Source organism: Proteus sp. G4380, assembly GCF_963885725.1.
In the GTDB taxonomy this organism is placed as follows: Bacteria; Pseudomonadota; Gammaproteobacteria; order Enterobacterales; family Enterobacteriaceae; genus Proteus; species Proteus mirabilis.
The window spans coordinates 1-25150 of record NZ_CAWPAV010000177.1; the positions used below are offsets into that span (position 1 = coordinate 1).

Annotated in this window: 20 protein-coding genes and 1 riboswitch; of the genes, 7 read left to right on the forward strand and 13 right to left on the reverse strand. The window is 40.8% G+C overall.

The features are described 5' to 3' along the window. Positions 1-62: 62 nt before the first annotated feature. From ftsP to nudF, 7 genes are all read right to left on the reverse strand, one after another. Positions 63-1484, reverse strand: coding sequence for a cell division protein FtsP (gene ftsP / locus AACU98_RS15465; protein ID WP_017628569.1), 1422 nt, complete (start codon positions 1482-1484; stop codon positions 63-65). A 354-nt stretch (positions 1485-1838) separates the two neighbouring features. Further along, positions 1839-2588, reverse strand: a complete 750-nt coding sequence (locus tag AACU98_RS15470; protein ID WP_004245551.1) for a 1-acylglycerol-3-phosphate O-acyltransferase — start codon at positions 2586-2588, stop codon at positions 1839-1841. A 64-nt stretch (positions 2589-2652) separates the two neighbouring features. Beyond that, positions 2653-5610 (reverse strand): DNA topoisomerase IV subunit A, encoded by a 2958-nt coding sequence (gene parC / locus AACU98_RS15475; protein ID WP_049212329.1) that lies wholly within the window; start codon positions 5608-5610, stop codon positions 2653-2655. A 33-nt stretch (positions 5611-5643) separates the two neighbouring features. Then, on the reverse strand, positions 5644-7539 hold the full coding sequence (gene parE / locus AACU98_RS15480) for a DNA topoisomerase IV subunit B (RefSeq protein ID WP_004245554.1): 1896 nt from the start codon (positions 7537-7539) through the stop codon (positions 5644-5646). 107 nt (positions 7540-7646) lie between these two features. Continuing rightward, entirely contained in the window at positions 7647-8237 is a 591-nt protein-coding gene (gene yqiA, locus AACU98_RS15485) for an esterase YqiA (protein ID WP_004245556.1), read from the reverse strand. A gap of 3 nt (positions 8238-8240) precedes the next feature. After that, positions 8241-9080: a 3',5'-cyclic-AMP phosphodiesterase gene (gene cpdA, locus AACU98_RS15490; RefSeq protein ID WP_004250217.1), complete on the reverse strand. Its 840-nt coding sequence runs from the start codon at positions 9078-9080 to the stop codon at positions 8241-8243. A 231-nt stretch (positions 9081-9311) separates the two neighbouring features. After that, a complete protein-coding gene (gene nudF / locus AACU98_RS15495) occupies positions 9312-9941 on the reverse strand; it encodes an ADP-ribose diphosphatase (RefSeq protein ID WP_017827538.1) in 630 nt (209 codons plus the stop codon). 212 nt (positions 9942-10153) lie between these two features. On the opposite strand from nudF, the gene tolC reads away from it, so the two are divergent. The 3 genes from tolC to AACU98_RS15510 all read left to right on the forward strand — a co-directional run bounded on the left by tolC (position 10154) and on the right by AACU98_RS15510 (position 13779). Then, entirely contained in the window at positions 10154-11551 is a 1398-nt protein-coding gene (gene tolC, locus AACU98_RS15500; RefSeq protein WP_004245559.1) for an outer membrane channel protein TolC, read from the forward strand. A 328-nt stretch (positions 11552-11879) separates the two neighbouring features. Beyond that, positions 11880-12608, forward strand: coding sequence for a DUF1190 family protein (locus tag AACU98_RS15505; RefSeq protein ID WP_004249472.1), 729 nt, complete (start codon positions 11880-11882; stop codon positions 12606-12608). Positions 12609-12615: 7 nt separating this feature from the next. Then, entirely contained in the window at positions 12616-13779 is a 1164-nt protein-coding gene (locus AACU98_RS15510; protein ID WP_004245561.1) for a glutathionylspermidine synthase family protein, read from the forward strand. A 139-nt stretch (positions 13780-13918) separates the two neighbouring features. Here the strand turns inward: AACU98_RS15510 and ygiD are convergent, their stop codons facing one another. Both ygiD and ribB read right to left on the reverse strand, forming a co-directional pair. Further along, entirely contained in the window at positions 13919-14704 is a 786-nt protein-coding gene (gene ygiD, locus AACU98_RS15515) for a 4,5-DOPA dioxygenase extradiol (protein ID WP_161735078.1), read from the reverse strand. A 175-nt stretch (positions 14705-14879) separates the two neighbouring features. Then, a complete protein-coding gene (gene ribB / locus AACU98_RS15520) occupies positions 14880-15533 on the reverse strand; it encodes a 3,4-dihydroxy-2-butanone-4-phosphate synthase (protein WP_004245565.1) in 654 nt (217 codons plus the stop codon). A 124-nt stretch (positions 15534-15657) separates the two neighbouring features. After that, positions 15658-15817, reverse strand: a riboswitch (FMN riboswitch). 201 nt (positions 15818-16018) lie between these two features. On the opposite strand from ribB, the gene ubiK reads away from it, so the two are divergent. Next, entirely contained in the window at positions 16019-16327 is a 309-nt protein-coding gene (gene ubiK / locus AACU98_RS15525; RefSeq protein ID WP_004245566.1) for a ubiquinone biosynthesis accessory factor UbiK, read from the forward strand. 312 nt (positions 16328-16639) lie between these two features. Here ubiK and hldE read toward each other — a convergent pair whose 3' ends face one another. The 3 genes from hldE to AACU98_RS15540 all read right to left on the reverse strand — a co-directional run bounded on the left by hldE (position 16640) and on the right by AACU98_RS15540 (position 21947). Beyond that, positions 16640-18064 carry a bifunctional D-glycero-beta-D-manno-heptose-7-phosphate kinase/D-glycero-beta-D-manno-heptose 1-phosphate adenylyltransferase HldE gene (gene hldE, locus AACU98_RS15530; protein WP_036905068.1) on the reverse strand — a complete coding sequence of 475 codons (1425 nt, stop codon included), beginning with the start codon at positions 18062-18064 and terminating at the stop codon, positions 16640-16642. A 100-nt stretch (positions 18065-18164) separates the two neighbouring features. Next, positions 18165-20999: a bifunctional [glutamate--ammonia ligase]-adenylyl-L-tyrosine phosphorylase/[glutamate--ammonia-ligase] adenylyltransferase gene (gene glnE / locus AACU98_RS15535; protein WP_161735081.1), complete on the reverse strand. Its 2835-nt coding sequence runs from the start codon at positions 20997-20999 to the stop codon at positions 18165-18167. A gap of 24 nt (positions 21000-21023) precedes the next feature. Then, positions 21024-21947 carry a CYTH domain-containing protein gene (locus tag AACU98_RS15540; protein WP_004245571.1) on the reverse strand — a complete coding sequence of 308 codons (924 nt, stop codon included), beginning with the start codon at positions 21945-21947 and terminating at the stop codon, positions 21024-21026. Between the two features lie 219 nt (positions 21948-22166). Between AACU98_RS15540 and AACU98_RS15545 the strand changes: the two genes are divergently transcribed. Continuing rightward, positions 22167-22787, forward strand: a complete 621-nt coding sequence (locus AACU98_RS15545; protein WP_161735084.1) for a TIGR04211 family SH3 domain-containing protein — start codon at positions 22167-22169, stop codon at positions 22785-22787. 27 nt (positions 22788-22814) lie between these two features. Continuing rightward, positions 22815-24038, forward strand: coding sequence for a multifunctional CCA addition/repair protein (locus tag AACU98_RS15550; RefSeq protein ID WP_004245574.1), 1224 nt, complete (start codon positions 22815-22817; stop codon positions 24036-24038). Between the two features lie 19 nt (positions 24039-24057). Here AACU98_RS15550 and folB read toward each other — a convergent pair whose 3' ends face one another. Beyond that, positions 24058-24408: a bifunctional dihydroneopterin aldolase/7,8-dihydroneopterin epimerase gene (folB, locus tag AACU98_RS15555; RefSeq protein WP_004245575.1), complete on the reverse strand. Its 351-nt coding sequence runs from the start codon at positions 24406-24408 to the stop codon at positions 24058-24060. 104 nt (positions 24409-24512) lie between these two features. On the opposite strand from folB, the gene plsY reads away from it, so the two are divergent. Beyond that, positions 24513-25150: glycerol-3-phosphate 1-O-acyltransferase PlsY (plsY, locus tag AACU98_RS15560; RefSeq protein WP_161735087.1), on the forward strand; the 638-nt coding region annotated here is incomplete at its 3' end.

Here is a 25150-nt window from a genome sequence, read left to right on the forward strand (position 1 = left end):
CAGTATTTTTATTTTAAAAATACTGTTTTTATTTTAATTTTTGACGTGATATTACTTAATTTTTATTCTGATGGCGTGATTTCCATTTGCCCCGCAATCCCTTTATCCGCATTTTCGAGTATTTGGCTATAATAAACAAAAGGGAAATGAGAATAAGAAGGCTGTTTTAGCTCAACTAATAATTCACTCTGTTTTTCGATCCACACTGTATCTTTCCAACCAAAATCAGCAGGCGCTGGTTTTTGTCCATCATGATTAATCACTTTAAAACGTGCACCTTCAATATGAAATGGTTGTGGTGTTTCCACTGTCACTAGCCAACGTTCCCAGCCATTTTGTTTACCGACAAGATCGATCCTTGATAACTCCCAACGCGCATTATTAATACCAGGAGGACTGTTTTGCAATTGGATCGTTCTCGGTTGAATTGAGGTGGTGATTTGTGTGTCATCCACCACCAACTGTTGTGGAACTTTATCGGTAACCAATGACATCAGTCCAGTAGGCTTGATGGTTAGCACATTGGTATTGCGCAATAAGTTAGAAGGTTCAAAAATACCACGTAATCTATCCATAAATCCGGCACTTTGCCCAGCAGTGATAGTCACTTCTTCGCCTTCTGATAGATCAATAAGAATTTCACGTCGCTCACCCGGTGCCATAGGAATAGATTTCAATTCTACCGGTGACGTTAACAAACCTTGATCAGAGGCTATCAGATAGAGTGAGCGACCATCATTAGCCGATAACTCATAGCGTCGGGCATTCGAGGCATTAACTAAGCGTAAACGAATCCAACCTCGTGATACTTCAATATAGGGATCTTCACAGCCATTCACTAATAATGTGTCACCATAAAAGCCCTCTGTCGCGGCTTCTTTGTCGTATTGTGGCGTTCCAAAGTTATCAAGGCGTTTATCTTGAAGAATAATAGGAAAATCATTTACCCCATAATGTTTAGGCAATGGTAACGATTTGCTCTCTTCGTCTTCAACAATCCACATGCCTACCAATCCGTTATAGACATGAGGCGCCATTTTAAAAGGCGTATTCGCATGATACCAGCAGGTGGTCGCTTTTTGACGAATAGGCAACACCGGTGACCAATAGGCTCCCGGAGACATCATCCTTGCAGCTCCACCTATTTGTGTTCCCGGAACTAATAAGCCACTTACGGTCATAGAAACGGGTTCATTAAGGCGATTGCTATAAATCAGTTTGACATCATCACCGCTTTTTACTTTGATTGTCGGACCCGGCATTGAGCCATTAATGCCCCAGACTTCTGTTTTTTGTGTGCCATCAAAGGCCCAATGCACTTTTTGTAACGTTACAAAAAGAGGCTGACCATTACGTGATTCAAGTAATGGGGGAATAGGTAGTTTTCTATCACTAACTGATCCTGCACGAACAGATGAAGATAATGAGCCCAGACATACCGCTAAGCCTGAAGCCTGTAAAAACTGGCGACGACTAAATGACATACTTTCTCCGCAACAAAATACCCATATTCCTATCCCACGAGTGAGGATCAACTGATAGGAAAAAAGCTGCTGTGATATTTAAAGACAAAAGACTTAAATCAAATTATGACAGCATAATAACGCGGATATGATATAAATCCTAAAAATAGTTGATAACTTAGTGCATTTTAATTTATTAAAGACAATATCCGTCCGAAAATCGGGATATATTCAAACGATCAATCAACCTATAACGTTTATTGTTAGCCATTATAAAGTATATAATTAAACCATTAAAATCATGATGTTATAAAAATGCCAAATCTAATCGATTTGGCATTAGGTATGATAAACAATTAAATAAATTACAGACCGTTAATTTAACTTACCTGCAAAATCGCGTTTATTCATTTCTTCCACTTCTTTATCAAGCTCTTCAATTTTAGCCTTCATGATCTGACGACAATCTTCAGCTAATTCTCTCACCTGATCTTTGTTATATTTTGATACATCAATGGGAGGCAACATTTCAACAATCACGTAGCCATTATTCCAGCGATTTAATTTTATCTTACCTTGTGTGGTAGAGACACAAACAGGCACAATAGGCACCCCCGCTTGCATCGCCGCGTGAAAAGCCCCTGTTTTAAAAGGTAATAAACCACGTCCTCGGCTACGTGTTCCTTCAGGAAACATCCATACAGAGATTTTTTTCGCTTTGATTTGCTCTGCAACCTGAGTGATGGTGCTATGGGCTTTAGAGCGATTACCTCTATCAATCAAAATATTGCCAGTGATCCAATAAAGCTGTCCAAAGAAAGGAATAAACACCAAGCTTTTTTTACCTACCGTCACGGTATTAGGTTGTACCGCATTCGACATTGTCACCATATCAAAGTTATTTTGATGGTTACCAATATAAATACTGGGTCCATAACTTTTAGCTTCTTTAGGAAAACGCTCAACTAATTTGATCCCAAAGACATGTGATAATTTGCCGAATAAACGTCCATAAGTCATTACGTGTTTCGGATTTCTGGGAGAAAACATGCAATAGATCATCCCAAAAGTCACCACAATAATGGTGTACAGAATGACAATAATGCCTCGAATAATGGCTAGCATAAGCTTTTAGCGTCCTAATAATAAGTGGGTCATATGACCCACTAATCTATATTGAAAGTTAAAATTAATGAGTTTCGATATCTATATGATCGATACTTTGTGCACCACGAGGGAGCGAGGTTCCACGACGACCACGTTTGGCTTTAAATGTCTGTAATTCATTCATCGACATCGTGAGTTTACGTTTACCAAAATGCAATGTAACACTGGCATTTTCTGGTAATACCCGCAACCAAGCGACTTTATCTTCACCACTTGCAGCCTGTGAAGCAGGAATAGAAACCATTTGGTTACCTTTTCCTTTTACCATAGTTGGCAACTCAGAGGCTTCAAAAATCAGCATTCGCCCACCCTGAGTAATGATCATGATCAAATCACTCAATTCATCATTTAAGCGTTGAGGTGGTAATGGTAATGCATTTTCAGGTAATGTTAATAATGATTTACCAGCTCTATTTTTAGAGGTTAAGTCATCAATACTACAGATAAACCCATAACCAGCGTCGGATGCCATTAAGATCTTATCGCTACTTTCCCCCATCACCACATGACGTAATTGAGCCCCTTTTTGGACTTTTAATCGTCCTGTTAAATCATCACCTTTACTACGGCCTGATGGTAATGCGTCAACATCAACAGTATAACTTTGACCCGTGGTATCAATCAGATGTACCGCTTGATTGCTCATCCCTTCAACTGCATCAAAATAATCATCCCCTGTTTTAAAGCCCACTGATTTCGCATCAATGTTATGGCCTTTTTGGCAACGGATAAGCCCTTTTTCGGACATGATCACGGTAACCGCTTCAGGGTGAAGATGTTTTAATGGGATAGGCTCATCGCCAACATCACCACTAAAATAGCTAATCTCTTCTGCTTTTAATGTTTGTTGTTGACCATCAACAGTAAAAGTGAGGGCTTCATTTTTTGCTATTAACACGATTTGTTCGATAACATCACTTTGCTCTTTGCCTAATGCAACTAAGCGAGTGCCTCGACCTTTCTTATTCATCTCATTTAGATGTTCTGCAGATATCGCCAGAATACGTGTTTTATCGGTGATAATAACTAACCAATGTTGATTGTTTTTCTTTTCTGCATCGACTAAGAAAGGCGCTAGCAATTCTGTTTCATCTGAAACCGTTAACAACCCTTTACCGGTTTTATTTTTTGTCTCCATCTCTTCATAACTGAGTACGGAGCCATAACCCTCTTTCGTTGCCAGTAAATACTCCTGTTTAGCGGCTCCCGCTAACATATATTTTACGCTGGCGTCAGGTGGGAAGGTCAATTTACCGGTTAAAGGCTCACCTTGGCTACGGCCTGATGGCATGTCATTGGGACTTAAACTATAGCTTCTACCCGTTGAATCAAGGAACAATACTGGCTGGTTGCTCATACCCCGTACCGCACTATGATAACTGTCTCCGGCACGATAACTCATGGTACTAGGATCAATTTCGTGCCCTTTCGCACTACGCACCCATCCCATTTCAGAAAGCACAATAGTCACAGGCTCTGATGGCAACATATCTTGTTCATTAACCACTTTCGCCTCTTCTTGAGGTCGAATAGGAGAACGTCGTTCATCACCAAACTCTTTAGCGTCTGCCTCTATCTCTTTTTTCAATAACGTATTGAGACGGCGAGGAGAATTTAACAGTTTTTCAATACTGTCGCGCTCTTTTTCCAGTTCATCACTTTCAGCTTGCAGTTTTATCTCTTCAAGCTTAGCTAAGTGACGTAAACGTAACTCTAAAATCGCTTCTGCTTGAATATCTGATAATGCAAAACGACGCATTAATTCGGCTTTTGGCTCATCTTCATAACGGATGATCTCAATCACTTCATCAATATTGAGATAAGCGATTAATAAACCTTTTAGAATTTCTAAACGGCGTAATACTTTTTCTAAGCGATGGTTTAAACGATTGGTTACGGTTTGACGGCGATAAACTAACCACTCATTTAAAATGGTTAATAGCCCTTTCACAGCAGGACGGTTATCTAACCCAATCATATTGAGGTTAACGCGATAACTTTTCTCTAAGTCTGTATTTACAAATAAGTAATACATGACTTGTTCTAAATCGACGCGATTACTACGAGGAACAATCACCAATCGAGTAGGATTTTCATGATCTGACTCATCACGTAAATCATCAACTAAAGGCAATTTTTTCGCTCGCATTAATGCAGCAATTTGTTCAAGTACCTTAGCACCAGAGACTTGATGAGGGAGAGCTGTTATCACCGCACAACCCTCTTCTTTTTGCCAAACAGCACGCATTCTAATAGAACCACGTCCTGTTTTATAAATCTTTTTGATATCCTCAGGAGCGGTGATCACTTCCGCTTCTGTTGGATAATCAGGTCCTTGTACATATTGCATAACATCAGATAACCCAGCATCAGGATTATCTAATAGCATGGTTAATGCTTGGCCGATTTCCCGCGCATTATGTGGCGGAATATCCGTTGCCATACCGACAGCAATCCCCGTTGTCCCATTTAATAAAATATTAGGTAAACGAGCAGGCAACATTTTTGGCTCTTGCAGGGTGCCATCAAAATTGGGGATCCAATCAACAGTACCATGTCCCAATTCGCTTAGCAGGATCTGTGAATATTTAGATAAGCGAGACTCGGTATAACGCATAGCTGCGAAAGATTTTGGATCATCCGGAGCCCCCCAGTTACCTTGCCCATCAATTAATGGATAACGATAAGAGAAGGGTTGCGCCATCAATACCATGGCTTCATAACAGGCGATATCACCGTGGGGATGATATTTACCTAATACATCCCCCACTGTTCGTGCTGATTTTTTAAATTTAGCACTGCTGTTTAAACCTAATTCAGACATCGCATAGACGATACGACGCTGTACTGGCTTTAACCCATCGCCAATAAAAGGCAATGCACGATCCATAATCACGTACATTGAATAATTGAGATAGGCATTTTCCGTAAATAAGTGGAGCGGTTGGCGCTCTACACCATCATGAGTCAGTTCACTCATTCAATATTTTCCTCAGACGCTTGGTGAGTTCCATTACACTTCGATGTCAACTTCGTCGCCTTTTTCTTGCAACCAGTTACGGCGATCTTCAGAACGTTTTTTGGCAAGTAACATATCCATCATGCCCAACGTTTCTTGATAATTTTCATCATCAATCACCAATTGCACTAAACGACGTGTATTAGGATCAAGCGTTGTCTCACGTAATTGCAGTGGATTCATCTCACCTAAGCCTTTAAAGCGTTGCACATTTGGCTTACCTTTTTTACGGCTAAGGCGTTGCAAAATAGCGTTCTTTTCTGCTTCATCAAGGGCATAACTCACTTCTTTACCTAAGTCGATACGATAAAGAGGTGGCATAGCCATATAGACATGACCTTGCTTTACTAATGCCGGGAAATGACGAACAAATAAAGCACAAAGCAAAGTGGCGATATGTAAACCATCGGAGTCCGCATCCGCAAGGATACAAATTTTTCCGTAACGTAATTGGCTTAAATCATCACTATCAGGATCCATCCCGATCGCCACAGAAATATCATGCACTTCTTGTGACGCTAATACTTCATCAGAAGAGACTTCCCAAGTATTAAGAATTTTACCACGTAGAGGCATAATCGCTTGATATTCACGATCGCGAGCTTGTTTAGCAGAGCCCCCCGCAGAGTCCCCTTCAACTAAGAAGAGTTCGGTATAACGTAAATCTTGCGAAGTACAATCTGCTAATTTACCCGGTAATGCAGGCCCCGAAGTCAGTTTTTTTCTCACCACTTTTTTAGCCGCACGCATACGTCGTTGCGCACTGCTAATAGCCATTTCTGCGAGTAATTCACCGACTTGAACGTTTTGGTTTAACCATAAACTAAATGCATTTTTTACTGCACTAGCAACAAAGGCACTGGTTTGACGTGACGATAGACGCTCTTTGGTTTGTCCTGCAAATTGAGGATCTTGCATTTTTACTGATAACACATAAGCACAACGCTCCCATGTATCATCTGCGGTTAATTTAATGCCTCTTGGCAATAAATTATGGAATTCACAAAACTCGCGCATGGCATCTAATACACCTTGGCGCAAACCATTAACGTGTGTACCACCTTGTACGGTTGGAATGAGGTTCACATAACTTTCTGTGAGTAAATCGCCTCCTTCCGGCAACCAAAGCATTGACCATTCAACGGCTTCGTTATCACCTTCAAATTTCCCTGTAAATGGCTCTTCAGGCAGGCGAACAAATTCAGCGACAGCTTCACTTAAATAGTCAGTTAAACCATCAGCGTAACACCACGTTTCTTGGGTATTATTGACTTTATCGGTAAAAGAGACATTGACGCCTGGGCACAACACCGCTTTGGCTTTTAATACATGAGATAAGCTTTTTGATGAGAAACGAGGAATATCAAAGTAAGTGCTATCCGGCCAGAAATGAACACTGGTTCCTGTATCTCGTTTAGCACACGTACCTATTTGATGTAGCTCTTCAACTTTATCACCGTTCTCAAAAGCAATTTGATATATTTTGCCTTCTCGGCGCACGGTGACTTCAATACGCTTTGATAACGCATTAACCACTGAGATCCCGACACCATGCAAGCCACCAGAGTATTGGTAGTTTTTATTGGAGAATTTTCCTCCGGCATGAAGATGGGCAAGGATCAGCTCAATAGCAGAGACTTTCAGTTCTGGATGGATATCAACCGGCATTCCTCGCCCATTGTCGATAACCTCAATAGATTGGTCTGCATATAAGATAACTTCGACCTTGGTTGCATGCCCCGCAAGCGCCTCGTCCACGCTATTATCTATCACTTCCTGTGCCAAATGGTTCGGTCTAGTGGTATCGGTATACATACCAGGACGCCGACGTACAGGCTCTAGACCATTAAGAACCTCAATATCCTTTGCATTATAACTTGATTGAGTCATTGTTTTAATCTGCGGTTCACTGTTTGAGAATACTGTTTATAATAACAGGTGTTAGCGGTAATATGATATTCATTTTTGAATTGAGACATCAACCCCAGTATTGCAGGTTAATGAGTCGAAAACGATGTTATTTTCAAAAACTGAACAATTTCCGGGAAAAAACGTTCAAAATTAACAAAAGCATGGTTTCCTCCCTGCTCTACTGTTTGCTTACAAGCGCCAAGATATGAAACCGCTTGACGATAATCAAGTATTTCATCTCCAGTTTGTTGAAGCAACCAAATAAGATCGGGGGAAGTTATCGTAGGAATACGTAAGGCAAGTAACTCATCCATATGGTGAGGTGCTAATCTATACTTTTGATGAGTATAAGGATTTTCATTATCGCCTAAAAAATCCTGTAGCAAATCAAACGGGCGAACCGCAGGATTCACCACCACTGCAGGTAAATGAAAACGTTGTGATAACCAAATAGCAAGATAGCCCCCCAGCGACGAGCCAATTAATCCTAACTTATCATTGGCATTATCTTTTACTAATTTTTCAATTAATTGAGCGGCTTGCTGAGGATAAGGGGGTAATTGGGGTACAAGTAGCTCAATATCAGGATGAGTGACTGATAACCATTGTTTAAACCCTTGCGCCTTGGCTGATTGAGGCGAGCTATTAAAACCATGTAAATAGAGGATACGAGACATGACTTAATAGCCATCCGCGTCAAGATCTGGACAAAAATCTTTACCCGCTAGACGATGTACTTGAGTATCAATATTCCTCTTACCCTGTGCAGATAATGATAACTCCAAATAGCGCCAACCTGGCGAAACGGTATCTAAAGAAAAATTAGTACAATGCGGGCGAAACTGAATACAGGTAGAGGGTGTTGCTAATAAGCGAATACCATTCCACATTTCATCCATTTCTTGATGAATATGACCACATAGCATCATTTTTATTTGAGGGTGATCTTTAACACGCTCAGCTAACTGGTGAGAGTTTCTTAAACTATGTTGATCTAACCAAGTACAGCCAGAAGGCATCGGATGATGATGCAATAAGATCACAGTATCTCTTTCTTTGTGGCTTTCTAGACAGCGAGTTAGCCAATCTAACTGACAGTCAGATAACTCGCCATGGGGAACACCTTGAATTTGGCTATCTAATAATAACAATTGCCAATGTTCACCAATTAACACTTGTTTTGCCGACAGAATGCCTGCCTGATTTAAAGCATCAATCATTGCTGGTTGATAATCATGATTACCGGGTAACCACACACAAGGTGAAGGTAATCTTGCAATCCCATCAGCAAAATGCTGATAAGCTGCAAAGGATTGATCTTGAACTAAATCCCCAGTAGCAACAATCAAATCAATCGATAACCCTTGCTGTTTAATCGCGTCCAATACCGCATGATAGCTACGATAGGTATTAATTCCCAACAAGGTATCATCCACATTAGCAAAAAGGTGGGTATCTGTGATTTGTAATATTCTAACGGTGTGTTGTTGATCCACCGACAATTCAAGCTGGCTTTCCAAAAGGTTTCCTTGTTTCTCTCTTACTAGCCGTTATTTTAACGTAATTTTGTATTAAAGATCTGCCACCCAATACACATTTCAAAAGATTATTGAGAAATATTCTCGCTACCAGTCACATTTTTTATCTCTTATGTTCAAGCTTAATCGATTGTATATTCATATACTTTAAAGATAATTACGTCATTTATCATATCTTTTCATAGTGACGAATAAAGTTTCTTTTGGCAATTATCACAACCAATCTTTTCTTAAGGTGACATGATGAAGCTGTAACCACTGAAGTGCGATGACGGAAGCGGCATTATCAATTATCCCTTCTTCAACCCATTGATAAGCCTGCTCTCGGCTGACGACATGAACACGAATATCTTCATTTTCACAAGCTAGCCCATGTATGCCTGTTGCTGTTGTGGCATCCACTTCCCCTACATAGACATACATCCGCTCACTGGTTCCTCCGGGGCTTGAAAGGTAACTTACAATGGGCTTACAACGACCTATTGTGATCCCCGCTTCTTCTGTGGCTTCCCGTCTTACCACCTCTTCAGGGCTTTCTCCTTCTTCCACCATGCCGGCAATCACTTCTAATAACCAAGGTGTTTGACTTGTTTCATAAGCTGGAATACGAATTTGTTCGATTAATACAACTTCGTCTCGTTTAGGATCATAAGCCAATAAAACACCCGCATGACCACGTTCGAACACTTCTCGCTTAACTTCTGCACTCCATCCTCCCTTAAATAAACGGTGTTTGAAACGATACTCGTTCATACGGAAAAAGCCTTTATAGCGTGTTTTTTTACTTATCAGCTCAACATCATTACGTGTATATAAAAATGGTGTATTTTCCTTTTTGTTCATACAATATTCCTCTGGTTATACTTAAGTCTTTTTTATTGCATACGTTTAATACAGATTTAAAGATATTTGCCCGCAAATCCTGTAAAGTTAACCTAAAATAAAAGGATATGGCACAAATGGCTACCCCTACTTAGGGAAACAATCTGCTAGAATTGTTTCTATACAAGATTAACAGAGGCAACTCAGCGAAACTGTTGCAACAAGGAATTAAAATGAAAAAACTGCTCTCTCTTTTAGTCACGATGAGTTTGGCAGGGTTCAGCACTGCAAGTCAGGCTGAGGATCTGCTACAAGTTTATCAAAAAGCAAAGGACAGTAACCCAGAATTACGTAAGTCATTAGCTGAACGCAATCAAGCTTTTGAGAAAATCAATGAGGCACGTAGCCCATTATTACCACAATTAGGATTAGGCGCTTCTATTGATTATAAAAGTGGCTATCGTGATGCTAAAAATACCGAGTCTAACTCTCTTGGTGCGAATTTAACGCTGACCCAGACTATTTTTGATATGTCTTTATGGCGTCAATTGACCATGCAAGAAAAAACGGCGGGTATGAGTGATGTTACCTATCAGACAAGCCAACAACAGCTTATTTTAGATACCGCAACAGCTTATTTTAATGTTCTGCGTGCCATTGACTCCTTATCATTTATTGAAGCACAAAAAGAGCAGGTGTATCGCCAATTAGATCAAACTACACAGCGTTTTAATGTAGGACTTGTTGCGATTACTGACGTACAAAATGCGCGTGCAAACTACGACAGCGTGTTGGCACAAGAAGTGGCTGGACGTAATGAACTGGATAACGCATTAGAAAAACTGCGCCAAGTCAGCGGTGTGTATTATATTAATCTGGCTTCACTTAATATCGCACGTTTTTCCACCACTCCACCAGACGCCATTGATAAACTGTTAAAAGACGCAGAAGAGCGTAACTTAAGTTTACTCAGTGCTCGTTTAGGTCAAGATTTAGCACGTGAAAATATTCGTTTAGCGCAATCAGGCCATTTGCCAACCGTAAATTTAAATGCTTCAACGGGTGTCTCAAACAGTCATAATCATGGTAGTGCTTTACCACCAGAAACACCTGCTAACAGCCGTAATAGCTATAATGGTCAAAGCAGCATCGGACTCTCTTTAAGCATTCCATTATATACAGGTGGTAGAACGAGCTCACAAGTAGAACAAGCTCAATATGGCTTTACCAGTGCCAGTGAGCAGTTAGAGTCGGTATACCGCTCTATCGTACAAATTGCACGTTCTTCTTATAACAATATTTCAGCCTCCATCAGTAGCATTAAGGCCTATCAACAAGTGGTTGTATCCGCGCAAAGCTCTTTAGATGCAACTGAAGCTGGCTACCAAGTGGGTACTCGTACTATTGTTGATGTCTTAAATGCGACCACAACGCTTTATGATGCTAAACAAAAATTATCAAGTGCACGTTACGACTATTTGATTAACCAATTAAATATCCAATATGCACGTGGTACCTTAAACGAAAATGACTTAATTCAGTTAAATAATGCGTTGGGTGAAGAGATTTCCACTTCCCCTGACAACATTATTCGTCCATTAACAAGTCCCGTACTGAATACGACAAATTAATCGTTAATAGACACCGTTAACCATCAAAACCGCTTACAGTGATATACGAGTAAGCGGTTTTTTTATACACTAGCGAGAAAAAACATTTTTGGTTATAAATAGATTAAAAATAAATTCACCTAATGCCTATTACTTAAGTTTATAAATAACCCAATCATTATTTGTTTAATAAATAGAGGATTTAGCTGATTTCATTGCCATTATCCCTATGAAGATCACAAATTTCTGCTAATCGCTGATGATTAGGTGTTTCTTATTTATTTTCTAACCTATTTAACCTATCCTAGCTTTTATTTTGAACGTTTTACTTTTTATGGATCTTACCAATATGACAATGAAACGTACCAAATCGATTAATCGCGATGCTTTTCGTAAAGCATTTCGCCCTTATCGTCTGGCGCCTGTTGCCATCGCCATCACCGCGGTATTCGCCCTTTCAGGGTGTGAAGAGAGTGATGAGACGGTTTCACTGTATATGAATGCACAAGAATGTGCGCAAGCGAATCCATCACAAGCAGCACAATGTGAAGATTCTTACCGCACGGCATTACAAGAAGCGCAACGTACTGCACCTAAATACGCAACAATGGAAGATTGTGTTGCTGAATTTGGTGATGCGCAATGTACACAAACTGCCTCAATTGATGGTAACCCCGTTAACACCGAAAACGCCAATAACCTCAACCCTGATAGTTCACAAATGGCACAAGCTAACTCTGGTGGTAGCTTCTTTATGCCATTGATGGCAGGTTATATGATGGGGCGTTTAATGGGTGGTGGCGCACCAGCACAGCCTTTATTTAGCTCACGTAATCCAAGCAGCCCAGCTAATGGTAAGTTTGTTGATGCAACGGGTCGTAACTATGGTCCAGCTGTCGGTGGTCGTCAAATGAACGTCCCTAAAACAGCTATGACTCCAAAACCATCTACAACATCAACCATTACGCGTGGTGGCTTTGGTAATACCGTTTCACGACAAGCGGCAGCTCAACGTGCAAGCGCGACAAATAACAACCGTAGCTCAACAGGCTCCTCTTCATATCGTGCAGGTGGTTAATTAAACCATGAAACGCGAACAAATTATTGAACGTCCTGATTGGCGCGAAAAAGCCACTGAATATGGTTTTAACTTCCATACCATGTATGGCGAGCCTTACTGGTGTGAAGATGCTTATTATCAATTTTCAATGGAAGAAGTGGAAACATTAGAAGAAACCACGGAAGAGCTTCATCAGATGTGCTTACAAGTCGCTGATAAAGTGGCTAATAGTGAAGAGCTATTGACTCGTTTTCAAATTCCTCGCCATTGCTGGGATTTTGTCCGTGAGTCATGGAAAACCTCGCAACCATCGCTTTATTCACGTCTTGATTTAGCTTATGACGGTAAGGGGCCGGCAAAATTACTCGAAAATAATGCCGACACACCAACTTCATTGTATGAGTCTGCTTTTTTCCAGTGGATCTGGCTTGAAGATCAAATCAATGCGGGTCGTTTGCCACAAAATGCCGATCAATTTAATAGTATCCAAGAAAAATTGATCGACAGATTCGCTCAATTGCGTGATCAATATGGTATGCGTTATCTGCACATGTCATGTTGCCAAGATACGCAAGAAGATCGCGGTACCGTACAATATTTACAAGATTGTGCAGAAGAAGCCGAAGTCACTACCGATTTCGTTTTTATTGAAGATATTGGTTTAGGTGAACGGGGTGAGCTGACCGATCTACAAGACCAGATCATCAGCAATATGTTTAAACTCTATCCTTGGGAGTTTATGTTCCGTGAAGATTTCTCGACCAAACTTGCTGATGCAGGGATCCGTTGGTTAGAGCCAGCTTGGAAAAGTATTATTTCCAACAAAGCGTTACTGCCAATGCTGTGGGAAATGTTCCCTAATCATCCTAATTTATTACCGGCTTATTTTTATGACGGTAAAGCGCCAGATTCATTATCACGCTATGTCATCAAACCGCTCTTTTCACGAGAAGGGGCGAATATTCGTATCGTTGAAAATGGTAAAGATATCGCTGTTGCTGATGGCCCTTACGGTGAAGAAGGCTTTATTGTTCAGGACTTCCATCCACTGCCAAAATTTGGTGATAGCTATACATTAATTGGTAGCTGGCTAGTTAACGACCAATCTGCAGGTATTTGTATTAGAGAAGATAAAGAGCTTATCACGCAAGATCTGTCTCGTTTCTATCCACATATTATTTTAGATTAATAACGCAATTGCTGTGATAGCAAAACTTATTGTCTAGCATTGACCCCCTCCCCGCCCTGAGCTAAAGGGCGGGGCTTTATGGCACACCTAAAAAATAAATTTAGCCTTAACATTCTATCAATTAGTTTTATTGAATATTTTACCCAATTTGAAAGGTCATCATGCTAAGTGATTTATTAATAATATCATTATTTAATAAAGCTACTTTTTCATCCGGCTGTTTTAAACCGAGTAGATATAATGCAGGTAAAAAATGTTCTGCTGTTGGGTGTGCGAGTTGCCCTTCTTGCGTTGATAAAATGGTAAAAAGCGCTTCAGGCACTTTATCACTTTGTAAACAGCGCTCTACTGTTTCACTAAAAGATAATGCCCAAGAGTAAGGCTCTGCTTGGTCATTTTGCCAATCCATCATTCTTAAATTATGAACGATATTACCACTGCCAATCACTAATACACCTTCTCTACGTAGCTCAACCAGTTTTTTTCCAAACTCATAGTGCCACTGCGGCGATTGGTTAGCATCAATACTTAACTGAACAACAGGAATATTAGCATTAGGGTACATCTTCTCTAATATTCCCCAACTACCGTGATCGAATCCCCATTGCTCCATATCCAGTTTTAATTTCATCGGATCAATCAGATCTTCAATTAATGCAACGAGACCAATGGAGCCTTTTGCAGGATATTCTATTTGGTATAACTCTGGTGGAAATCCATAAAAATCATGAATTGTTTTAGGATGAGTCATCGCTGTAATATAAGTCCCTTGCGTATACCAATGCGCTGAGATGACTAATATTGCTTTAGGCTTAGGCAGTGTCTCTCCTAACGTCGTCCAGAGGCGAGTATATTTATTATCTTCCAATACATTCATTGGACTGCCATGTCCAACAAATAGCGCTGGCATCAATTTTCTGTCCATAATCACCTCTTATCATCTTGCTATCTATGGCATTTAGCATACTGCCTTCTTACTTGAAATATAGTCAAAGAAGTGTGAAATAGTTATTCAAAAAATATGAAAAAGCCACTTAGGGAAACTTAAGTGGCTTGAATAAGTGTGTGTGTGTTTTCAGTGTCGTTTTAACTTGTTAATTTCAGCCCGCTTTCTTCTCCTCGCGAAGACGATAAGCCACTAAATCTTCAATCGTTAACACTGGCATATCATGCTGTTTAGCAAAAGTGACAACTTCTGGCGCTCTGGCCATGGTGCCATCGTCATTGGTTAATTCACATAACACGGCAACAGGTTTAAAACCCGCTAACGTTGCTAAATCAATAGAAGCTTCAGTATGTCCACCACGTGTTAATACACCACCAGGTTGCGCTCGTAATGGGAATACGTGACCTGGACGATTTAAATCACTTGGTTTTGCATTATCAGCAGCAGCTGCACGTACTGTCGTTAAACGGTCTGCTGCTGAAACTCCCGTAGTCACCCCTTGGGCTGCTTCAATAGTTACCGTAAATGCGGTATGAAAATGACTGGTGTTATTTTCTACCATCATAGGTAAATCGAGTTGTTGGCGGCGCTCTTCGGTAATACAGACACACACAATACCACTGCCATGACGAATAGACATCGCCATTTGTTCTGTGGTCATGGTTTCTGCGACAAATACCATATCGCCTTCATTTTCACGGTTCTCATCATCAAGCACCATCACACCTTTACCGGCACGAAGGGCTTCAAGCGCACGCTCAACACGCTCTAATGGAGAGCCAAATTCGGAAAGTAGCGTCTGATTCATGGTAAAAAAACCTCAATAATTAATGAAAGTTACCAGAACCAGGGCAGTCTTAGGAGTGGATCTCTGCTGTATAAATAGACAAGCAGAAACAACAGGAATGGATACAAGGATCCCACTGATGCTATTTTATTCTCTCCCATCCAGACTTTAACTGTCGGCTCCAGAATTACACTGGATCTGCTGACCTTTGCATCACATTGGTAATACAAAGCGCTCGCGGGCTTTACCTGATTATTCAGGTATCTACCGCCGGTGGGGACTTTCACCCCGCCCTGAGATAAACAGGGAAACTATACGCTTTAAAATAATAAGAGGCAATCCCAATCCACAATAACCCTTGTCAAATCACACTAATCTGTTATTGATAGGCAAAGAATTTAACGATTTATCATAAAAATATAACAATAATATCGATATCAGGTTTTATTCCCACAGCCCTCATATTACACTTAGCATAGCTTTCTATTTTATTGTGAGGACTATCCATGCTGGACCCAAAAAAAATTGAACAAGTCGCTCGCCAAATCCAAAATGTACTACCACAAGGTATCAAAGATTTAGGTGATGATATTGATAAGAAAATCCGTGCAATACTTCAATCTCAATTAAACAAATTAGATTTGGTTAATCGCGAAGAATTTGATGTGCAAACACAAGTGCTGTTACGTACTCGCGAAAAATTGGCTCGTTTAGAGCAACGTTTAAATGAGTTGGAAGCAGGACAACAAACTGAAGTAGCCCAAGTTGAAATAACTGAAACTATTGTAGAAGCAAAAACTGACGATAAAGCATAAGCTATCACAATATGATTTATTACTCCCTGTATCACTGCAAAAGATACAGGGTAGTTTATTAAAAACAGAAAATTAGCACCCTAGGTATCACTATTCCAATTATAATAAACCGCAAAGTGATATCCCGCTATCTTCGCTCTCTTTAAAATTAGTGCAAAGATAAGTAACAAAGCAGAAACTCATCAGCAATAACGCATAAAATTAATTATGAAAAATGATTTAATAGCTTAATTAATAGACTAATTAGTCCTATTTTAAGGTATTAAAAAAGCACTCATTAGAGTGCCCTTTCAATTATAATAAACAGCTTAATTATTTCTTTTTAATGGCATTAATAATATTAGTTGTGGAAATACCATCTTCAAAATTAAGTACTTTCACTTCACCACCCGCAGCCCACACCTCTTTACTGCCAGCAATGTCTTCGGGTTTATAATCGCCACCTTTTACTAAAATATCAGGCAATACTGATGCAATTAAACGCTGTGGGGTATCTTCTTCAAACGCGACAACCCAATCAACTGCCCCTAACGCGCCTAATACGGTCATTCGTTGCTCTAATGGGTTGACTGGGCGACTTTCACCTTTTAATCGTTTAGTTGATGCATCACTATTTACCGCAACAATCAGGCGATCACCCAATTTACGTGCATTAGCTAAATAACTAACATGCCCAGCATGAAGAATATCAAAACAACCATTTGTCATCACTATGCGCTCACCACGTTGACGCGCTAAAGCAACCGCTTGTTTGAGTTGTGACTCTTCCATAATACCAAAGCCGTTATCAGCACGCCCGCGAATAGCATTTTCAAGCTCAATAGGAGAAACCGTTGACGTTCCCAGTTTCCCCACAACCACACCAGCCGCAGCGTTGGCAAGAAAGCACGCTTCCGCTAATGGTTTGCCTGCAGCTAACGCAGTAGCAAGCACGCCGATAACCGTATCTCCCGCCCCTGTCACATCATAAACTTCTTGTGCTTGAGTGGGTAAATGCAATGGCGCTTCATTGGCTTGTAATAAACTCATGCCCCGCTCTGAACGAGTGATCAATAGTGCATCAAGTGCTAAATCTTTTACTAGTTGAGTGCCCTTTTCTACTAGCTCATCATCTGTATGACAAACGCCCACCACTTGCTCAAATTCTGACATATTCGGTGTTAAAAGTGTGGCACCACGGTAGCGTTCAAAATCACTGCCTTTAGGATCGATTAGTACCGGCACACCTGCTTTTTTAGCTAATTGGATCATTTGCTGTACGTGAGAAAGTGCACCTTTAGCATAATCCGATAAAATTAAGGCACCAATTGAGGGTAATGCTTGTTGAATACGCTCATAAATTGGCTCTGGAGAGACATTGCTAAATCCCTCTTCAAAATCAAGGCGGATAAGTTGTTGGTTACGTGATAGGACACGTAATTTAGTAATAGTTGGATGTGTCGCAATAGAGACGAAATCACAACGCACATTAACCTGACTTAATGTATTGCTTAATGCTTTTGCCGCTTCATCGATGCCGGTTAACCCCACCAAACGAGAATTAGCCCCTAAAGAAGCAATATTCATTGCAACGTTAGCTGCACCACCCGGACGCTCTTCTATGGTATCTACTTTTACCACAGGCACTGGTGCTTCTGGTGAGATCCGACTTGTAGGACCATACCAATAACGGTCTAACATGACGTCACCGACAACCAGCACATTGGCTTTATTAAAATCCGGCAGCGTTACTTTCATCCCATACTCCACATTATTTTCAAAAATAAGCCGAAATAATACCATAACTTGTTACGCAAAAAGCGAAACTCATCAGAATAGTGTGAACAAAAAAGAGCGTTTATTCATCTAACCATTTTTGTTTACTACTCAATACCCATTGCCGTTCTGTGATAAAACAATGTACATCAACAACCGCAGGTAATGTTTGTAATGCAAGATGATGAAGCTCATTACGTAAGGTGACATAAGCTTGAGTTAATAACTGAGCCTCTTGTTCACTCATCACTTGGTATTTTGCCATTAATTCCAAAATTCGCACATTATCAGACCAACGGGTCAAAGCCGGATATTGATGTGAAAAGCGCAATACCAAATATTGTGCGATAAACTCAATATCAGTGATCCCCCCTGATGAGGCTTTTAAATCAAATGTATTGCTTTGAGTGGGTGCCAAATGCTGTACCATTTTTTGGCGCATCTCACGCACTTCCTGCTGCAGTACAGTTGCGTTACGTGCTAAACATAATGTTTCATGGCGAGTACGTGCAAACATCTGCTGTAATTGGTCATCGCCATAAATCATTCTTGCACGAATTAATGCTTGATGCTCCCAAGTCCAAGCTTCATTTTTCTGATACTCATCAAAGGCTTGAATAGTACTTACCAACATACCTGATTCACCGGAAGGACGTAAGCGTGCATCTACTTCATATAACACGCCGGAAGAGGTTCTGGTGCTAAATAGATGAATAATACGCTGCGCTAAACGTAAATAGAATTGGCGAGCATCAATCTGTTTTGCCCCCGTTGTCAGAATATTCATTGGGCAATCTAATAAAAAAACCAAATCTAAATCAGAACTATACCCTAATTCCCAGCCCCCTAATTTGCCATACCCAACGACCGCAAAACCTAAACCGTCTCGTTGCGCTAAATGCGCAGGTTCCCCATAGCGTTTCACCATATAGGACCATGCTTGGTGAACAACGGCATGGATAATGGCTTCCGCTAAATAGGTTAGGTGATCGCTAACTTTCATCACCGGTAATACCCCTGCAATATCCTCTGCGGCAATACGCAATAGCTGGGCTTGTTTAAATTGGCGTAATGCTTCTAAACGTTGCTCTTCATCTTCTTCTGGCACACGCAATAAATATTGACGTAATTCGTCCTGATAGGCATTTAATGGTAATGGTTGATAGAGGGAATGAGGATCGAGTAATTCATCCAATAATAATGGATGTCGTGTTAATTGTTCAGCAATCATCGGTGATGCAGCACATAAGCGCACTACGTGGGTTAATACCTCATCAGACTCTTGCATTAACTCTAGATAAGTGGTTCGACTTACAATGCCCAATAACAACGGGGTGATACGCTGTAAGATCACCAACGCTTGTGGTTGAAGGCACACTTTAGCCAATAACTTAGGCATTAGCGCATCAAGCACATCACGCCCTCTAGGCCCTATAGTACGTTTACTGATATCTTGGCGAAACAGTTGCAGTGTTTGACAAATAGCTTGCCTATCTTCTGCCGTTAGCCCTTGATGAAAAAGCGTTGCGCTATCAGGTAAACGCCCTAATAACCATAATCGCTTAAATTCGCTGACATCTTCTTCATCTTCATTTTCATCATCTTCGCCAATTAATTGCGTAAAAATAACGGAAACAGCCTGCATTTTTTGGTTAATTTGTTGATAGAGCATTTGCCAATCGTCAAATCCCATCGCAAACGCCAGTCGTGCCTTATCTTCAAGATTGTCAGGTAACGTTTGTGTTTGTTGATCCGCAATAGATTGAAGAAGATTTTCTAATCGACGTAAGAAAAGATAGCTATCTGCTAACTGTGATGTTTCTTGTGCAGAGAGTAATTCCAATTTAGCAATGACATTAAGCACTGTTAATAGTGAATGACTTTGTAGCTCAGGCTCTCTACCGCCTCGAATTAATTGAAAAACCTGAGTAATAAATTCAATTTCACGTATCCCCCCCGCTCCAAGCTTTATATTATCAATCATCCCTCGACGACGTACTTCACGACTTATCATCGATTTCATATTACGAAGAGATTGGATCACACTAAAATCGATATAGCGACGATAAACGAAAGGGCGCAACATTTGGCGTAAGATTTGGCAATACTCTTTTTTTTCTGCCCCCAAAACACGCGCTTTTACCATCGCATAGCGCTCCCAATCACGCCCTTGCTCTTGATAATAATCTTCAAGCGCGGCAAAGCTCATCACTAAAGGGCCACTTTCGCCAAAAGGACGTAAACGCATATCTACACGATAAACAAAACCATCCATTGTATGTTGATCTAACACTTTAATCAGTTTTTGCCCTAATCGGGTAAAAAACTGAGCATTATCTAATTCACGTCGCCCACCTTGAGTCACACCATTTTCAGGATAGGCAAAAATAAGATCGATATCAGAAGAGAAATTCAGTTCAAGTCCACCTAACTTGCCCATTCCCAAAATAAGTAATGGCTGAGGTTTTCCCTCTCTATCACAAGGCGTTCCCCACTGTTGGCAACATTGCTGATATAGCTTATCTTTGGCGACACTAATCAAGGTTTCCGCGAGTACACTCAATTGCTTGAGTGTACAGGGTGTATCACAGAGTTGGAAAAATTGTGACCAGGCAATACGCACTAATTGTTGATGACGGAACTGTCGTAAAATGGCCATCAAGTCATCTTCATTATCAACATGAGTGAGTTGTTGCTTTAATTGAGATGAGTAATTTTGCCACTCATCACTAACAGGTGGTGTTTGTCTGATTTCCGTTAACCAGTGAGGATTGACACGTAAATGCTCGGTTGCAAAGGGGCTAAAGGCAAAAAATTGCTGCTCTCGCTCACTAAAAGGGGCAAGCTCGTTGAGCTTTGTAGAAAACGTGCATTGTGCTTTATCCCATAATTGTTGAAACACACTGTTAGCAGACATAATAAACTCTCAATTGTCAGAAAATTAAGCGATAGCCAGCAACCACGCCATTGCAGATAATTTAAAATTCAGCCATAACACATGATAATAATCCGTTGCGCGGGTAAAGGATAACAACGAAAGATTATCGAGTGCTTGCTGCATTGATTCAGGTAACTGAGGCTGCTTTTTACACCAATCAGAAAACAGTGCTAACATAGCGGGCATAGTGAGTGTTGGTGGCGTCGGATTAGCAAAAATAGCTTCTTCTAACGCTTGAATAGCCGCTAACCACTTAGTCAGTTGTTCCGCTATTGTGTCATTAGGTGCAAGATTGACCACACTTAACGATAATGCGGGCTTATCTTTAGCAAGATAATAACCACGGGCAGCTTTACTGCGTGAAGCAAGTCGTAATCCCCCTTGTTCACCTAAAAAAGTCGCCAAAGCAATCACATCCGCCACTTGGCCTTTTTTTAGCTCCAGTTCAAACTCTTCAATAGGTAATTCATATTGCGCTGTACGAATAGTGCCTTTATCTAGCACCACTTCAATTTGACTCTCTAAATAATCCACCAGCCAAATTTCACGATGAAAATCGGTATGAAAAAGAACCTTTAATTGTGCTTGTAATGCCGTTAAATCGGTCTTATCCGGCCAAATTTCTGCGGGGAAACGGGTTAAATCGAGGGTTGGCTCATTTAATGTCACATTATATTCTGGGCGTTGATGTAACCCCGCAACTACTTTACCCGCTGTTTTAATTGTCATTTCATAATGAGAGTCAATGCCACGGATACGTAGCCCCATGTCCCAATTACGCATCTGATTATCGGAGGTTTCAAAGTAAAGATTAGTCAATTTATGCGGTGGTGTATGCTGGTATGGCAAAGTCAGAATGCGCTGAATAATCTGAGGAATAGCGGCAGGTATCGCACTAAGTTTGAGTTCGGTTTCTAATTGGCTCATTCTATTTCCCTTAAGTAAATCAATCGATTAGTAAAATATTTAACGCATTGTTATTTCGCAAATGGTAGTCTATTCACAATAATGAATAAAAGGCAGATTACCCCTATATTCTATCAGTTAAGACTGTTCTCATTCTGGTTTACTATTTGCTTACGCAAACTTTACTCTTTAGTATCAGTAAAAATATTCTCTTGTATAGATAAAAAAGTTGAAAACATAATGCGAAAATTACCTTTACTTTTTCTTTCCTTACTTGGCTTAGGCGTTTCTCTGAGCTCACACGCAGAAACTCGTTATGTTTCCGATGAATTATCCACCTATGTTCACAGTGGCCCTAGTAATCAATACCGTATTGTTGGTTCATTAAGCTCAGGGGCAACAGTTACGGTGCTTTCTCGTAATGCCGCTACAGGTTATGTGCAAATCAAAGACGATAAAGATCGGACAGTTTGGTTACCAGAAAATCAATTAAGTACACAACCGAGTATGCGCACTCGCATTCCGGCTATGGAAAAAGAGATCCAAACCCTACGCGATAAATTAGCGAATATCGACCAAAGCTGGAACCAGCGCACAATTGACATGCAAAATAAAGTGTCAAACAGCGATGAAATTATCAATGGTTTGAAAAAAGAAAATGAGCAGATGAGAACAAAATTAGCGGTTGCTGAGAAAAAACTCGATTTTGCTAATCAACAATTAGATGATAGGCAGCGTGATATCATCCTACAGTGGTTTATGTATGGTGGTGGTGTTGCCGGTGCTGGTCTTATTTTGGGTTTAATATTGCCACATATTATTCCTCGTCGCCGTAAGCGTAATGACCGTTGGATGAATTAATCACAGGCAATTAAGGATCAAGATCCCGTGAAAATCTACCTTGTTGGTGGTGCTGTGCGCGACCAACTATTAAATTTACCGGTAAAAGACAGAGATTGGGTAGTGGTTGGCGCAACGCCAGAGACACTATTACAACAAGGCTACCAACAAGTGGGTAAAGATTTTCCAGTTTTTCTTCACCCTGATACTCACGAGGAGTACGCTTTAGCGCGTACCGAACGAAAATCAGGCTCAGGTTACACGGGATTTACCTGCTATGCAGCCCCTGATGTGACCTTAGAAGATGATTTGCAACGGCGTGATTTAACCATTAACGCCATTGCTTACTCTGCTAAAGGTGAATATATCGATCCCTATCATGGTATTGATGATATTCATGCCAAATTACTGCGCCATGTTTCTGATGCATTTAGTGAAGATCCATTAAGGGTACTACGTGTCGCTCGTTTTGCGGCTCGTTTTGCCCCTTTAGGTTTTACAATAGCGCCGGAGACGATGTCATTGATGCAAGAGATGACAAACAGCGGTGAATTAAATGCCCTCACGGCTGAACGAGTATGGAAAGAAACGGAAAAAGCACTTCACAGCCAAGCCCCACAAGTCTATTTTGAGATCTTACATCAATGTGGCGCTCTAAAAATACTTTTCCCTGAAATTAATGCGCTCTTTGGCGTTCCTGCCCCTAAAAAGTGGCATCCTGAGATTGATACGGGTATCCATACCATGATGGTATTAGCTATGGTCAGCCGGTTGACTGACGATATCGCGGTACGTTTTAGCGCGCTTTGTCATGATCTTGGTAAAGGTGTTACCCCGGTAGAAAATTGGCCTCACCATCACGGACATGGCCCTGCGGGTGTTCCTTTAGTTGAGGCTCTGTGCCAACGTTATCGTATTCCTAACCAGATACGTGATCTCGCCAAACTGGCAGCCAAATATCACGATCATCTCCACCGCATAGAAAAAATGCGCCCCTCAAAAATAATTCGACTTTTCGATGCGATTGATGCTTGGCGCAAACCAGAACGCATCGATCAACTCGCTATAATTAGCGAGGCCGATGCAAGGGGACGCCAAGGAGCAGAAAATTTGCCTTATCCCCAAGGAATATTTTTTCGTCAAGCCTTTAAGATTGCCAATCAAGTTGATGTTAAATCAATTGTCAGTCGTGGTTTAAAAGGCAGTGCCATACGAGAAGCATTAACTAAACAAAGAGAAGTCGCGATAATAGAATGGAAATCGCGACTTTAACTATTGTGTGTGGCAAATATTAAGCGTAACGCTCAATAATCACCCCGACGTTGGCGGCTTGTGCTATCGCCCCTGGTTTAGCTAATTTTATTTTGACTCGTGGTACAGAAAACTGAGTTATCAGTAGCTGTGCCACTTCTTCAGCAACACGCTCGACTAATTCAAAACGTCGCTTTTCCACATACTCTATTATGGCGTGACTGACACTGGCATAATCTAAACAGTGAGCAACATCATCGGTTTGGGATGCGCGTTTATTATCCCACTCCATTTCGATATCGAACACTAACTTTTGCTTAATGGTTTTTTCCCAATCATAAACACCGATTGTGGTTATTACTGATAATTGTTCAATAAATACGATATCCATCACGTCATCTCTTATTTTTTCTGCTCATCGGATACCACTTCCGATGAAATATGCGTATTATCCATACATGTCTAACGAACGTTCATCAACATTGGAGAATACAAATGAGTGCTAACGCACTTGGAATGATCATCTTCGCCTATTTGTGCGGCTCAATCTCCAGCGCGATTTTGATTTGCCGACTGGCAAGACTCCCTGATCCAAGAAAATTTGGCTCTGGTAATCCTGGCGCCACCAATGTGCTACGTATTGGTGGTAAACTTGCAGCGGCATCTGTGCTTATCTGTGACGTCCTAAAAGGGATGATCCCCGTTTGGCTCGCCTATTACCTAAATGTGCCTCCCTTTTATCTCGGTATTGTCGCAATAGCGGCTTGTCTAGGCCATATTTACCCTGTTTTTTTCCACTTTAAAGGCGGAAAAGGGGTTGCTACTGCATTTGGCTCTATCGCTGCTATTGGTTGGGATCTTAGCGGACTGATTGCGGGAACCTGGCTACTAACTGTTTTACTCAGTGGCTATTCCTCACTGGGTGCTATTATCAGTGCATTGCTTGCCCCATTTTATGTCTGGTGGTTTAAACCCGAATTCACTTATCCCGTTGCACTATTATCATGCTTAGTACTTTACCGTCATCATGACAATATTCAACGTTTATGGCGAGGACAAGAGAGTCGCATTTGGCATAAGCTGAAAAAAAAGACAGAGAAAACAGATAAAGAGATAATCCAAGAAGCCAAAGA

Bases quoted from the DNA above. Each gene is read 5' to 3' on its own strand.
- ftsP (WP_017628569.1), bottom strand. From the start codon at position 1,484: ATGTCATTTAGTCGTCGCCAGTTTTTACAGGCTTCAGGCTTAGCGGTA.
- AACU98_RS15470 (WP_004245551.1), bottom strand. From the start codon at position 2,588: ATGCTAGCCATTATTCGAGGCATTATTGTCATTCTGTACACCATTATT.
- parC (WP_049212329.1), bottom strand. From the start codon at position 5,610: ATGAGTGAACTGACTCATGATGGTGTAGAGCGCCAACCGCTCCACTTA.
- parE (WP_004245554.1), bottom strand. From the start codon at position 7,539: ATGACTCAATCAAGTTATAATGCAAAGGATATTGAGGTTCTTAATGGT.
- yqiA (WP_004245556.1), bottom strand. From the start codon at position 8,237: ATGTCTCGTATCCTCTATTTACATGGTTTTAATAGCTCGCCTCAATCA.
- nudF (WP_017827538.1), bottom strand. From the start codon at position 9,941: ATGAACAAAAAGGAAAATACACCATTTTTATATACACGTAATGATGTT.
- tolC (WP_004245559.1), top strand. From the start codon at position 10,154: ATGAAAAAACTGCTCTCTCTTTTAGTCACGATGAGTTTGGCAGGGTTC.
- AACU98_RS15505 (WP_004249472.1), top strand. From the start codon at position 11,880: ATGACAATGAAACGTACCAAATCGATTAATCGCGATGCTTTTCGTAAA.
- AACU98_RS15510 (WP_004245561.1), top strand. From the start codon at position 12,616: ATGAAACGCGAACAAATTATTGAACGTCCTGATTGGCGCGAAAAAGCC.
- ygiD (WP_161735078.1), bottom strand. From the start codon at position 14,704: ATGGACAGAAAATTGATGCCAGCGCTATTTGTTGGACATGGCAGTCCA.
- ribB (WP_004245565.1), bottom strand. From the start codon at position 15,533: ATGAATCAGACGCTACTTTCCGAATTTGGCTCTCCATTAGAGCGTGTT.
- ubiK (WP_004245566.1), top strand. From the start codon at position 16,019: ATGCTGGACCCAAAAAAAATTGAACAAGTCGCTCGCCAAATCCAAAAT.
- hldE (WP_036905068.1), bottom strand. From the start codon at position 18,064: ATGAAAGTAACGCTGCCGGATTTTAATAAAGCCAATGTGCTGGTTGTC.
- glnE (WP_161735081.1), bottom strand. From the start codon at position 20,999: ATGTCTGCTAACAGTGTGTTTCAACAATTATGGGATAAAGCACAATGC.
- AACU98_RS15540 (WP_004245571.1), bottom strand. From the start codon at position 21,947: ATGAGCCAATTAGAAACCGAACTCAAACTTAGTGCGATACCTGCCGCT.
- AACU98_RS15545 (WP_161735084.1), top strand. From the start codon at position 22,167: ATGCGAAAATTACCTTTACTTTTTCTTTCCTTACTTGGCTTAGGCGTT.
- folB (WP_004245575.1), bottom strand. From the start codon at position 24,408: ATGGATATCGTATTTATTGAACAATTATCAGTAATAACCACAATCGGT.